Here is a 12,707-nt window from a genome sequence, read left to right on the forward strand (position 1 = left end):
ATGAAGAAAGTATTATTCATTGACCGCGACGGAACGCTGAATTTTGAAACCGCGGACGAACAAATCGATGCATTTGAAAAGCTGGAGTTTCTGCCCAGGGTTTTCAGAAATATGTATAATATTCGTAAAAACCTGGACTATGAACTGGTAATGGTCACCAATCAGGATGGGTTGGGAACTGATTCTTTTCCGGAAGATACGTTTTGGCCGGTTCAGAATTTCATTTTGAAGGCTTTTGAAAACGAAGGTGTCACCTTCGACGATATCTGCATCGACCGTAGTTTCCCGGAAGATAAACTGCCAACCCGCAAACCGGGAACGGCAATGCTCACCAAGTACATGAACGGTGATTACGATCTGGGCAACAGCTTTGTAATCGGCGACCGTTTAACCGATGTACAACTGGCCAAAAACCTGGGCGCCAAAGCCATCTTTATCAATAACGGCGATTTATCCGAAGAGCTGGAAGCAAAAGGACTGGCCGACACTTGTGCCCTGGTTTCTGACGATTGGGATGATATTTATGCCTGTGTGGCTTCACCACAAAGAACGGCAACCGTCATTCGAAACACCAGGGAAACAGCGATTCTTGTGGAGTTAAACATGGATGGCTCAGGCGTTTGCGACATTTCTACAGGATTGGGTTTTTTCGACCACATGCTGCACCAAATCGGACGTCACTCGGGTGTTGATCTGAAAATTCAGGTAAAAGGAGATTTGGAAGTGGACGAGCACCACACCATCGAAGATACAGGATTGGCACTTGGGGAAGCATTCAAAAAAGCGGTAGGCAATAAACTCGGAATGGAACGCTACGGCTTCTGCCTGCCGATGGACGATTGCCTGGCAATGGCTGCCATCGATTTTGGAGGTCGGCCTTGGTTGATTTGGGAAGCTGACTTCAAACGCGAAAAAGTAGGCGACATGCCCACCGAGATGTTTATGCATTTTTTCAAATCGTTTTCCGATGCAGCTGCCTGCAATCTGAATATAAAAGCCGAAGGCGACAACGAACATCACAAGATTGAAGCAATTTTTAAAGTTGTTGCCAAAGCCATAAAAATGGCTATCCGCCGCGATGTTTTCAACTTTGAACTGCCATCGACCAAAGGAAAGCTTTAAGCCCCTCCTAGCCTCCCCATTGGGGAGGAATATCGAAGAATGGAAATAGATTTATAATATAAATACCGTACCTCCTCGGAAATGTCCCCCTTTGGGGGAGTAAGGGGGCTATATAATGAAGACTATAAAGCCGCTACGCGAGAAAAAAAACACAGCGATACTTTTAATACACTGCCCTGACAAACAAGGCATTTTGGCAACTGTAACTGAATTTCTGAATAAGAACAAAGGGAACATTATTTACCTTGACCAGCACGTTGACAGACAGGAAAAAATCTTTTACATGCGGGTGGAATGGGAACTCGAAAATTTTGCGATCCCACAGGATAAAATCGGTGAATATTTTGATACGCTGATTGGCGCTCCGCTGCAAATGCACTGGCGGATTTACTTCTCCGATACCGTTCCGAGAATGGCGCTTTTTGTGTCGAAAATGCCGCATTGCTTATTCGATATACTGGGGCGTTACACTGCCGGTGAGTGGGACGTAGATATTCCGATGATCATTAGCAACCACGAAACCTTAAAACCCGTGGCTGAACGTTTTGGGATACCGTTTTACTACTTCCCCATCAACAAAGAAAACAAAGCGGAACAGGAAGCTGCAGAGGTGGAACTACTACGAAAACACAAAATCGATTTTGTGGTGCTGGCTCGTTACATGCAGGTGCTTTCTGAAGATTTTGTCAGGCAATTCCCCAATAAAATCATCAACATTCACCATTCGTTTTTACCGGCGTTTGCGGGTGCAAAACCCTATCATGCAGCACACCAGCGCGGCGTAAAAATTATCGGGGCAACCAGCCATTATGTAACTTCGGAACTAGATGCCGGACCGATCATTGAACAGGACGTTACACGCTGCAGCCATGTGGATACCGTTGAAAAGCTGATTCGAAAAGGACGAGATTTGGAAAAAATTGTACTTTCGCAGGCGGTTTATAAACACTTACAGCGGAAGATTCTCGTTTTTAAAAATCGTACCGTAGTGTTTAATTAAAAATAACGTGATGAAGAAACTACTTGCTATTACATTGTTGGTGCTTGGGGGAACGTTTGCCAATGCGCAGATTTCAAAACTTCCCAACAAGGAAATTCCGGAAGATTACGGCTACATCGTTAAACTGGGCCAACAAGTGCCCGATGTAACTATGGAACTTACCGATGGAAAAAAAATTACAACTTCCGATTTAAAGGGAAAGGTCGTCATGCTTCAGTTCACGGCAAGTTGGTGCAGCGTTTGCCGCAAGGAAATGCCACACATCGAAAGTCAGATCTGGCAAAAACACAAGGATAATAAAGACTTTGTACTGGTTGGCGTTGATATGAATGAGCCAATTGATAAGGTCAAAAAATTTAAGGAAGACATAAAAGTAACGTATCCGCTGGCGCTTGATCCCGGAGGAAAAATATTCTACACTTTTGCGGCAGAAGGTGCCGGTGTTACCCGGAATGTTATCATCGACAAAACAGGTAAAATCGTTTACATGACACGCCTGTACAAAGAAGATGAATTCCGGGAGATGGTGGATGTGATCGACTATCTTCTAAAACAGTAAACGCGAAAGTAAAATAACGACGACAAGGCGCAGGAAGATTCCTGCTTACGCAGGAATGAAAACTGGAATTAACCATTTGAAAATGAACATTGTCATTATAAAATACAATGCCGGGAATATCGAATCGGTCAATAATGCATTGAACCGACTCGGGGTCAGTGCTGAAATTACGGCCGATCCCGAAAAAATTAGAAAAGCGGATAAAGTTATCTTTCCCGGAGTTGGCGAAGCAAGTACAACCATGGCTTATCTTCGCGAGCACAAACTCGACGAACTTATTGTTTCACTGAAACAGCCCGTGCTGGGCATTTGTCTGGGACTCCAGCTAATGTGTTCACATTCCGAAGAAAACAATACCGATTGTCTGGGGATATTCGAAGAAAAAGTGAAGCGCTTTATTCCGAAACCCGGAGGAGAATACATTACCAAGGTGCCACACATGGGCTGGAATGCAATCGGCGAGCTGAAAAGCGATATTTTTACAGATGTGAATGAGAATGAATATGTTTACTTTGTGCACTCCTATTATGCCGAAAAAAGTGAACATACCATTGCCACCTGCAATTATATCCAACCGTTTAGTGCCGCGTTACAGAAAGATAATTTCTATGCAACCCAGTTTCACCCTGAAAAAAGCGGTACCATCGGAGCAAAGATTTTAGAGAATTTTTTGAAAATTTAGTCGTAAATTGAAGTATGGACAGGTTAACAATTATAAAAGTCGGCGGAAAAGTCGTTGAAGAACCCGAATCGTTAAATGCGCTGCTCGATCAGTTTCAACGGATATCAGGAAACAAATTACTGGTTCACGGAGGAGGACGAACCGCTACTGTGATTGCGGAAAAACTCGGCATCGAAACCCAAATGGTGGAAGGAAGAAGAATCACCGATGCCCAAACACTGGAAGTTGTTACCATGGTTTATGGTGGCCTGGTAAACAAACGTATTGTTGCCGGGTTGCAATCCCGTGGAATGAATGCGGTTGGCCTGACCGGCGCCGATTTCAACCTGATAAAAGCCCATAAGCGCCCCGTGAAAGACATCGACTATGGTTTTGTGGGCGATGTAGACGATGTAAACGTCTCTGAACTGCGTTTGCTGATCAACGAAAATGTAGTTCCGGTAGTAGCACCGTTAACCCACGATGCCAAGGGACAACTGCTAAATACCAACGCCGACACCATTGCTTCGGAATTAGCCACCGAACTCTCGAATTACTTCAAAGTATACCTGTTTTTCTGTTTCGAAAAAAGAGGTGTTCTGCTAAATCCGGAAGATGACAACAGTGTAATTTACGACCTGAACCTCGAAAAGTTTAACGAATACAAAGCCGAAGGAATTATCAGTGCAGGAATGATTCCAAAACTTGAGAATAGCTTCAGGGCAAAAATGAAAGGAGTGCAGGAAATTCTGATCACAAATCCGGAAAATATTATTACCGGCAGAGGAACGCGGATCGTTTGATATTTTTCCGCAGGAAAAGATTTTATCCGTCTCCCCAAATGTGCAAAACCACCGCGATAAATTGCACCTTTTGCTTTCTTTGAAAACAAAAGGTATAAAGGTAAAATACTGCATACATAGGAGGCGCTCCCCTGTATGTGACATAAGTCACAAAACACTATATTTCAGATAATTCACCTTCCGCTGCCACTTATTCAGATCATTTGTTTAATACAATTTTATTCTGCAAACCATTTTTGAATATCCGTCAGAAATTAGTAAGTTAAACTCCTGAAACCAGTAATTGTTATTTAGCATATAACTAAACGGCAGGAACTATAATAACCTTATATACAACATACTATCATGGCAAAAACTATTGAAAACTCATGTACCAATTGTACAAAGCTTGAAAATGGTTGCTGTAAAACGTGTATCGAAGACCATAAAAACAATATATTCGCTCCTCTTACCAACAAGGAAATTGAATTCCTGATCGACGATAAAAAGCAAATTATTTACAAAACCGGAGAGACAATTGTGAAGCAAAACACATCATCTACCTATGTGGTTTGTGTGCGCGAGGGGTTAGCAAAACTATACGTTGAAAGTGATAACGGAAAGAATGTTATTGTGCGTCTTGCCAAAAAAGGAGACTTCATTACCGGGGGAGGTTTATTTAATGGCAGTGTACAGCATTTTAGCATTACGGCACTAACTTCGGTTCGGTGCTGTCTGATCGACTCTGCCAAACTTACCACCCTGTTTTCCGAAAATAATTCATTCGCAGTAGGTTTACTTCGCTACCATACCAAACAAAATAATTACCTGTTAAATAAACTGGTTAATCACACCCAAAAATACATGCCGGGCAGGGTAGCTGACACCCTGCTTTACCTAAAAAATGAAATCTTTGCTGAGAAAACCTACCAGGTTCCTTTAACCCGACAAGAACTGGCCGAAATGTCGAATATGACCAAAGAAAGCTTTGTTAGGATTTTACACCAGTTTAAAGACTCGAATTTAATCGCGGTTGATGGCAATACCATCGAAATTCTAAACGAAAGTTCACTGGTCGCTATCAGCAAGAACGGATAATTGATATATATCAACATTTTTATTGGCAATAATCAACTAGCCTATTCTTTTATATCATATCACCCCCATCCTTTTGTAAACGCCTGCTTGTTACTTTTATCCCAAATTAGTTATGAGTAAATTTATCAATTACCTAATCTATTACGTTATGAAATACAGATCACTTTTAAAATTATTTTTCCTGGGTTTTTGTTGTACAGTATTAGCAACATCTTGTACAAAAGAAGGGCCTATGGGACCAGCCGGTGCTGACGGAGCTGATGGCTCTGATGGTACTAATGGAGTTGACGGTAACGTTACTTGTTTGGTGTGCCACTCGGGAACCAACATGGATCAAAAACAGGCAGAATTCGCTATGTCAGCGCACAGTGTAGGTGCCATTGCTGTTGACTATGCCGGTGGGCAGGCACGATGTGCACCTTGCCATTCGCACGAACAATTTGTACAAACGATGACATTGGGAAGTGTTGCCGGAGACATTACAAATCCAAGTGCATGGGAATGTAGCACTTGCCACGGAATCCACAAGTCGTTTGAAGGAAAAGATTATGCACTGCGCACAACCGCTCCGGTTGTTTCAAAAGCTGTTAGCAGCATTACAATGGATCTTGGGGGTCACAGCAACCTTTGCGCCACTTGCCACCAAACTCGTACTGCAGAACCGAATACTGCCAGCCCGGGTGAAACTTTCCGCATTTCAAATACACACTATGGTCCTCACCACGGACCTCAAGGCAACGTAGTTGCAGGTGTTGGATTTGCTGAAATCGCAGGAGATGTTCCATATCCAGCAGTTGGAAGCAATAAACACCTGGAACAAGCATCGTGCACCGGATGTCATATGGCTGAATTTGGAAACAAACAAGGCGGTCACTCATTCATTCCCAGCGTTGCTGCTTGTAACGAATGTCACGATGCCGACCTGGACGATTACAACTACGGTGGTGTTCGTACCGAAGTAGAAGGACTGCTTGAAGAATTGAGAGATGAATTAATTGCTCTTAATGTTGTATTCTGGGATGATGCAGCCGGAGCCTACGAACCAGTAGTAGGAACTCATCCAATGGTACTTGCACAGTCTTATTTTAACTGGATTGGTTTGGAAGAAGATCGCAGTCTTGGTGCACACAATCCTAAGTATGTAAAAGCTCTGTTGCTAAATACCATCCAAGCCGTTCAAGAATACGCAGCCGCAAATTCGAACTAATAATAATACGAGCAGAAAAAGACTTCTGTACAGAAGTCTTTTTTTTCACGAAACATAATAATTATGAAAACACTAAAAATTATAATATCAACAATAGCATTGGCATTGGTTTTTGGTGGTTGCGCATATAATTTCATCGTTCCTGAGCCAACAGTAAATCCGGATGACCCGAATGCTGCTGAGGTTTCTTTTTCGGCTGAAATTGTACCGATTTTCGCATCCAAATGTACGGGTTGTCACACCACTGGGAAACAACTTCCGGATCTGACATCCGACAATGCTTTTTCTTCACTCAATAGTTCCCGGTATGTTAATAAAAGTACGCCAGCATCGAGCTTGATTTATACCAAAGCAACGGGTAATCATTCTGCAACTTTCACAAGTGCCGAGGCGGCAAAAGTATTGCTGTGGATCAACCAGGGAGCAAAGAATAATTAAAAATTTAATCTGAGAATGATGAAAAAATACATATTGACTCTCCTTATTTCAGGATTAATAATTCCCAGCCTTTTTGCCCAGGAAGAGAAAGAGCCGGATACACCGGTCAGCAATCCGTTTGAAAGCGGAATACTGATCGATGCACAAACTACGGTCATCCCTGATGCAAAGACCCTGGAATTTATTATCCAGCATAAATTTGGTTCGATAGAAAACGGATCGTCTGATCTGTGGGGGATTTACGGTTCTTCCAACATTAGAGTAGGATTGAACTACGTTCCCGTTAAAAATTTTCAGATCGGCGCCGGTATTACCAAACGGAAAATGATGACCGACCTGAATGCGAAATGGACCATCTTAAAGCAAACCGAAAGAAGCACAGTTCCTGTTTCAGTAGCACTTTACGGATCAATCGGAATTGACGGCCGTTCATTTGACCAACTAGGCGGTCTTGGATACACTGTTGATTCAAAAGCAAACGATACTCCATTGCAATCTTTTGGATTTACTGACCGTTTGTCGTATTACTCACAGTTAATCATTGGTCGTAAAGTTACCAACGCACTTTCAGTGCAAGTGGGTACCAGCTTCACGCATTACAACACGGTTGACTGGACTGATGATCACGATGTAATTGGATTACATGCCAACGCTCGTCTGAAATTCTCTCCACAGGGATCAATCATTGTTACCTACGATCATCCGCTGAAAGTTAAAGACATATCAGAACAGTATACCTGGGATCATATGGCAGAACCGAACCTTGCCTTTGGTGTTGAGTTTTTTACATTTACTCACGCTTTCCAAATGTTTGTAGGATCGGCTGACGGTATTCTTCCGATGGAACTGATGATGAACAATGGTAATCCAATAAAAGGTAAAACTTTTGCCATTGGCTTTACAATCACCAGATTGTGGATGTTCTAACATAGCACTAACCATGCAATTGGTTGTTAAAGATGGTAATATCGCACAAAACGGTATTACCATTTTTTAATAAAAACGAACCGTTTTTTTAGCACAAAAAGATAAACACAACGATTTAAAATATACAGACCCATGAAAGTCTTCCTGTCAATTCTCTTGTTTCTCAGCTGTTTCACGTTTGCTACGAGAACGATGGCTCAGTATTATGACGATCCGAAGAATCACGATTGTTTGAAATGCCATTCCCAGCAAACCTATTCATTTCATAACGACATGATGGACACTGAGCAGAAACGTCTCATGAATCCATATTTAATTATCGACACCATTCAGTTACGCAACGGCGTTCACCATAATTTCGATTGTACAGATTGCCATTCGTATGAATATACCACTTATCCGCACACGGCAACCTTAAAACTCGAACCGCTTTCAACATGTCTCGACTGTCATGGCGGCGATGAATCCTATGCAAAATATGAGTTCGAAAAAGTGCAGGAAGAATTTCAAAAGAGTATTCACTATAAGGTTTACGGAGATAATTTCACTTGCGCAAAATGTCATAACCAACATTATTATGCTCCTGCAGCACGTAACAGCAGCAGTGTTGTTGAGATTGTTGAATACAGTAACAAGATGTGCCTGTCGTGCCATAACGATATGAAAAGATTCAGCCTGGTTTCGGGTGAAACAAAACCAACGGTCGTTGCTATTCACGACTGGCTGCCTAACCAGGAATTACATTTCCAACACGTACGCTGTATCGAATGTCATACCGTAGTAGTAGACAGCTTGATGGTATCTCACAATATTCTTTCAAAAGAAAATGCACTTCGTCGTTGTGCCGAATGCCACTCGGCGAACTCCATGTTGAAAGCGTCCTTGTACAAATATCAAAACTTGCAGGAAAGAGCTGAAGACGGATCCGTCCTCGGAATGCTTTCGAACGAAAATTATGTAATCGGGTCACACCAGATTCCGGCATTAAAAATATTAAGCTTAATCATCTTTTTTGCAGCATTAGCAGGAATTATCATCCACCTGACGTTTAGAATTATCATCAAAAAGAAATAACAATGAGCTCAGAAAACAAAATATATTTCTACCCACTTTGGTTACGTATTTGGCATGGAATAAATGCGCTGGGAATTATCCTCCTCATCATTACCGGAATCAGTATGAATTCGGGTTTCGAAAAGTCATTTATCAGTTTTAAACTCATTATTACGGTGCACAATTATGCCGGAGTGATTGTTACGTTGAACTACCTGGTGTACTTATTTGGGAACCTCTTTACCAGCAACAAAAAGTTCTATATCGTTAAGCCCAAAAACTTCCTGAAGCGCCCTATGAAGCAAGCTTATTACTACGCCTGGGGAATGTTTCACGGAATGCAGGCCCCCTACCCGCTTTCTGAAAAAAGAAAATTCAACCCCTTGCAGAAATACACGTACATCGCAGTAATGTACCTTGTTGTTCCGATGGTTATCGTTTCGGGGATTGGATTGATGTTTCCGGAGCTGATATTCAATAAAATATACAACATAAGTGGTGTACTTATTACAGCAGTAACCCACTCTGCCATGGGCTTCTTTATTTCGATCTTCCTGCTTATTCACCTATACATTGCATCGATTGGAAAATCGCCGGTGGATAACTTCAGAAGCATCATTAACGGATGGCATCACATTACGAAAAAATAGTTGATACAAAATATTAGCTAAAAGTCAGGATTACAATTATATAAATACTTCAGAAGCAGAGACGATTAAGACATAGCGATTACATACTGTTTTCCGCTGAGAACCAGAACTTAGGTTAAACCAGAAACTAATTATTATGCGGAGGAGAAGTATTTGTTTTGATTTATCGGAGAAGTTGGCTTCAATAACATTGACCAGCTCTCCGCATCGTTTTCTAAAACTGAAGAGGAAATTAAGTGCCCTATCAACGGTACTACTCTTTTCGGCGGCTGTTTTTGCGCAGTCGAATGAAGATTGTGCCATGTGTCACGACGATCCTTCCTTAACTGCTATTCGCAAAGGAAGAGAAGTTTCAAGATATATTCCGGGAGACATACTGGCCAACTCGGTCCACAGTTATCTCGAATGTATCTCGTGTCACACCGATGCAGCTGTCGAAGATTTTCCTCACCCCGACACCCTGCAGCCGGTGAATTGCGGCGAATGTCACGACGATGCCATGTCCAATTTTCTGGATGGCATACACGGGCAGGCTTTCCTCCGAAACGACAGAAATGCCCCCAATTGTTCGGAATGCCACGGCACCCATCAGATTATTCCCGCCAGCAATCCCAAGTCGCCAACCTATAAAATGAATATTCCCGTGCTTTGCGGTAAATGTCACCGCGAAGGAGCCCCGGTTGCCAGGGCTTACAACATCTCAGAACGCAATATCCTCGAAAACTACAGTCAGGGTATTCACGGGCGGGGACTATTCAATGCCGGATTGATTGTTACAGCCACCTGTAACGACTGCCATGGAAATCATTTGATACTTCCTCACACCAATAGCCGGTCAAGTATTTCGCAGAAGAATATTGCGTCAACCTGTATGAAATGCCATGCCCGGATCGAGGATGTTCATACAAAAATCATTAACCGGGAATTGTGGGAAAAAAAGCCGGGAGCAATTCCTGCCTGTACCGATTGCCACCCTCCGCATAAAGTGGAAATGCAGAACCTGGTAGAGAACATTTCGGACCGGACCTGCCTGAAATGCCATGAACGCCCCGACATTCAGATGACGGTTAATAACCAGCAGGTATCATTACATGTCGATGTAAATGAACTTACCGTTTCGGCCCACAATAATATCACTTGTGTAAAATGCCACTCCGACGTAACCGCTACCTTGTCGCGCCCCTGCGAAACAGCTGGCAAGGTCGACTGCTCCAACTGTCATGCTGAAGAAGCCGAAATTTACTTCGACAGCGGCCATGGAACCGCTTATGTTTCGAAACACGAAAATGCGCCCTATTGTACCACTTGCCACGGAACGCATTTGGTAAAAAAGAACGACGATGAAACTTCGCCGGTATTTCGTTCGTCTATTCCAAAACTTTGCGGCGACTGTCATAAAAACAACGGCAAAGCGCTGGACGGAACCGATTTAAAAGAAAGGGATGCTTTTGCCGATTATTCAACGAGTGTACACGGTCGCAGCCTTGAAGAAAAAGGGCTTTTATCGGTCGCCGTTTGCACCGATTGCCACACTACGCATTTTATGTTGAAAGAAAACGACGAGCGTTCGTCGGTCAATCCGGCCAACCTGGCCAAAACCTGTGGAAAATGCCACAAAGGGATCTACGACGAATATATTGCCAGTGAACACGGCCATCAGAACAATACCGGCGAGTTAAAGTTCCCGACCTGCGAAACCTGCCACACGGCGCATCATATTTCGGAAGTTCACCAGGACAAATTTATGTCTGAAATCACCGACCAGTGTGGACAATGTCACAAAGATTTAGCTGAAACTTACCTGGAAACTTATCACGGAAAGGTACATCAATTGGGATACTTGCAAGCTGCGCGTTGTTCCGACTGTCATGGCGCCCACAACATCTACCCGATGGACAATCCGAAATCCACTATAAATCCGAGAAACATTGTTGCCACCTGCCAGAAATGCCATACGGATGCCAACATGAAGTTTACCGGTTATCTCACGCACGCCACGCATTACGACCGAAGTAAGTTCCCATGGTTATATTACACCTTCTGGGCCATGACTGCCTTGTTGCTGAGTGTTTTTGCCTTCTTTGGCTTACATACCTTACTGTGGCTGCCTCGCTCGCTGGGAACACTTATCAAACGCGAAAGTCATCCCAAACCGGTGGGGAAGCAATGGTATATCCGGCGGTTTTCAAAAAAGAACAGGATCACCCATATTTTTGTGATTTGCAGCTTTATTCTTCTGGCCCTTACCGGAATGATACTGAAGTTTGCCTATATGCCCTGGGCTAAATTTTTGTCAGGGTTGATTGGCGGCGCGCATGTTGCCGGATCGATCCACCGCTTTGCAGCCATCATTACGTTCGGCTATTTTATTTTCCACGTAGTGTCGTTACTTAAAATCAAATATCAAAAGGGAATAAAAGTAAGTAAGTTTATATTCAGCAGTAATTCACTGATGTTTAACCGAAAAGACATCAAGGACTTTTGGGCATCAATCAAATGGTTCACCGGGGTTGGTCCCCGTCCAAACTACGGACGCTGGACTTATTGGGAAAAGTTCGACTATTTTGCTGTTTTCTGGGGAGTAATGGTAATCGGATCGACGGGGTTAATGCTTTGGTTCCCCGAAATCTTTACGCGGATACTTCCGGGTTGGCTGATCAACGTTGCTCAGATCATTCACAGCGATGAAGCTTTGCTAGCCGTTGGCTTTATTTTCTCGATTCATTTCTTTAATACCCATCTTCGTCCGGAGTCATTCCCGATGGACACTGTAATCTTTACCGGTTATGTTCCGGCAGAAGAGTACAAGGCTGACAGACCGCATGAATACGAACAATTGGAGAAATCGGGTAAGCTGAAAGATGTGCTGGTGGAAAAAGAATTTTCTCCGCAAAAGATGCTTTGGATCAAAATTTTTGGCTTTGTTGCGCTTTTTACCGGTGTGGTTTTGATTGGATTGATCATTTATTCCCTGATTTTTCATTAAAAAACGACTTTTGAAAAATGTGATTTGTGACTTATAAAAAATAAGAAACGAAATTGATTAAAATACAGTATTAACAACATTAGCATGAGTTATTGACGACAAAACAAAGGCAACATTTACTAACATAATTTCACAATATTTTCCGGTATATAGAAGTCTTTTAAATTATTGCGGAGTATTGAAAGTTTAGTTGAATTTCGCCAAATTGCGTCGACAAAATACAT

The 12,707-nt window shown here is 42.7% G+C and carries 12 protein-coding genes; all 12 read left to right on the forward strand.

The window, feature by feature from the left end; genetic code table 11:
- Complete coding sequence (hisB, locus tag MR764_RS11540; protein ID WP_247979572.1) at positions 1-1,122, forward strand: bifunctional histidinol-phosphatase/imidazoleglycerol-phosphate dehydratase HisB; 1,122 nt, start codon at positions 1-3, stop codon at positions 1,120-1,122.
- A gap of 115 nt (positions 1,123-1,237) precedes the next feature.
- Positions 1,238-2,122: a formyltetrahydrofolate deformylase gene (gene purU, locus MR764_RS11545; protein ID WP_282189210.1), complete on the forward strand. Its 885-nt coding sequence runs from the start codon at positions 1,238-1,240 to the stop codon at positions 2,120-2,122.
- A gap of 10 nt (positions 2,123-2,132) precedes the next feature.
- Positions 2,133-2,681 carry a TlpA disulfide reductase family protein gene (locus tag MR764_RS11550; RefSeq protein ID WP_247979574.1) on the forward strand — a complete coding sequence of 183 codons (549 nt, stop codon included), beginning with the start codon at positions 2,133-2,135 and terminating at the stop codon, positions 2,679-2,681.
- A gap of 82 nt (positions 2,682-2,763) precedes the next feature.
- A complete protein-coding gene (gene hisH / locus MR764_RS11555) occupies positions 2,764-3,363 on the forward strand; it encodes an imidazole glycerol phosphate synthase subunit HisH (RefSeq protein WP_247979575.1) in 600 nt (199 codons plus the stop codon).
- 14 nt (positions 3,364-3,377) lie between these two features.
- Positions 3,378-4,145: an acetylglutamate kinase gene (argB, locus tag MR764_RS11560; protein ID WP_247979576.1), complete on the forward strand. Its 768-nt coding sequence runs from the start codon at positions 3,378-3,380 to the stop codon at positions 4,143-4,145.
- A 345-nt stretch (positions 4,146-4,490) separates the two neighbouring features.
- Positions 4,491-5,222, forward strand: a complete 732-nt coding sequence (locus MR764_RS11565) for a Crp/Fnr family transcriptional regulator (protein ID WP_247979577.1) — start codon at positions 4,491-4,493, stop codon at positions 5,220-5,222.
- Positions 5,223-5,454: 232 nt separating this feature from the next.
- Positions 5,455-6,429, forward strand: a complete 975-nt coding sequence (locus MR764_RS11570; RefSeq protein ID WP_247979578.1) for a hypothetical protein — start codon at positions 5,455-5,457, stop codon at positions 6,427-6,429.
- A gap of 63 nt (positions 6,430-6,492) precedes the next feature.
- On the forward strand, positions 6,493-6,867 hold the full coding sequence (locus MR764_RS11575) for a hypothetical protein (protein WP_247979579.1): 375 nt from the start codon (positions 6,493-6,495) through the stop codon (positions 6,865-6,867).
- Between the two features lie 15 nt (positions 6,868-6,882).
- Positions 6,883-7,794 carry a DUF5777 family beta-barrel protein gene (locus MR764_RS11580; protein WP_247979580.1) on the forward strand — a complete coding sequence of 304 codons (912 nt, stop codon included), beginning with the start codon at positions 6,883-6,885 and terminating at the stop codon, positions 7,792-7,794.
- Between the two features lie 192 nt (positions 7,795-7,986).
- Positions 7,987-8,868, forward strand: a complete 882-nt coding sequence (locus MR764_RS11585; protein ID WP_247979581.1) for a cytochrome c3 family protein — start codon at positions 7,987-7,989, stop codon at positions 8,866-8,868.
- Between the two features lie 2 nt (positions 8,869-8,870).
- Positions 8,871-9,497: a cytochrome b/b6 domain-containing protein gene (locus tag MR764_RS11590; protein ID WP_247979582.1), complete on the forward strand. Its 627-nt coding sequence runs from the start codon at positions 8,871-8,873 to the stop codon at positions 9,495-9,497.
- Between the two features lie 136 nt (positions 9,498-9,633).
- Positions 9,634-12,483, forward strand: coding sequence for a cytochrome c3 family protein (locus tag MR764_RS11595; protein WP_247979583.1), 2,850 nt, complete (start codon positions 9,634-9,636; stop codon positions 12,481-12,483).
- Positions 12,484-12,707 lie beyond the last annotated feature (224 nt).

It is taken from the genome of Maribellus sp. YY47, from assembly GCF_023111095.1.
Taxonomy (GTDB): Bacteria; Bacteroidota; Bacteroidia; order Bacteroidales; family Prolixibacteraceae; genus Draconibacterium.

Excerpts from the sequence above, each read along its gene's own strand:
- hisB (WP_247979572.1), top strand. The coding sequence starts at position 1 with ATGAAGAAAGTATTATTCATTGACCGCGACGGAACGCTGAATTTTGAA.
- purU (WP_282189210.1), top strand. The coding sequence starts at position 1,238 with ATGAAGACTATAAAGCCGCTACGCGAGAAAAAAAACACAGCGATACTT.
- MR764_RS11550 (WP_247979574.1), top strand. The coding sequence starts at position 2,133 with ATGAAGAAACTACTTGCTATTACATTGTTGGTGCTTGGGGGAACGTTT.
- hisH (WP_247979575.1), top strand. The coding sequence starts at position 2,764 with ATGAACATTGTCATTATAAAATACAATGCCGGGAATATCGAATCGGTC.
- argB (WP_247979576.1), top strand. The coding sequence starts at position 3,378 with ATGGACAGGTTAACAATTATAAAAGTCGGCGGAAAAGTCGTTGAAGAA.
- MR764_RS11565 (WP_247979577.1), top strand. The coding sequence starts at position 4,491 with ATGGCAAAAACTATTGAAAACTCATGTACCAATTGTACAAAGCTTGAA.
- MR764_RS11570 (WP_247979578.1), top strand. The coding sequence starts at position 5,455 with ATGGGACCAGCCGGTGCTGACGGAGCTGATGGCTCTGATGGTACTAAT.
- MR764_RS11575 (WP_247979579.1), top strand. The coding sequence starts at position 6,493 with ATGAAAACACTAAAAATTATAATATCAACAATAGCATTGGCATTGGTT.
- MR764_RS11580 (WP_247979580.1), top strand. The coding sequence starts at position 6,883 with ATGATGAAAAAATACATATTGACTCTCCTTATTTCAGGATTAATAATT.
- MR764_RS11585 (WP_247979581.1), top strand. The coding sequence starts at position 7,987 with ATGGCTCAGTATTATGACGATCCGAAGAATCACGATTGTTTGAAATGC.
- MR764_RS11590 (WP_247979582.1), top strand. The coding sequence starts at position 8,871 with ATGAGCTCAGAAAACAAAATATATTTCTACCCACTTTGGTTACGTATT.
- MR764_RS11595 (WP_247979583.1), top strand. The coding sequence starts at position 9,634 with ATGCGGAGGAGAAGTATTTGTTTTGATTTATCGGAGAAGTTGGCTTCA.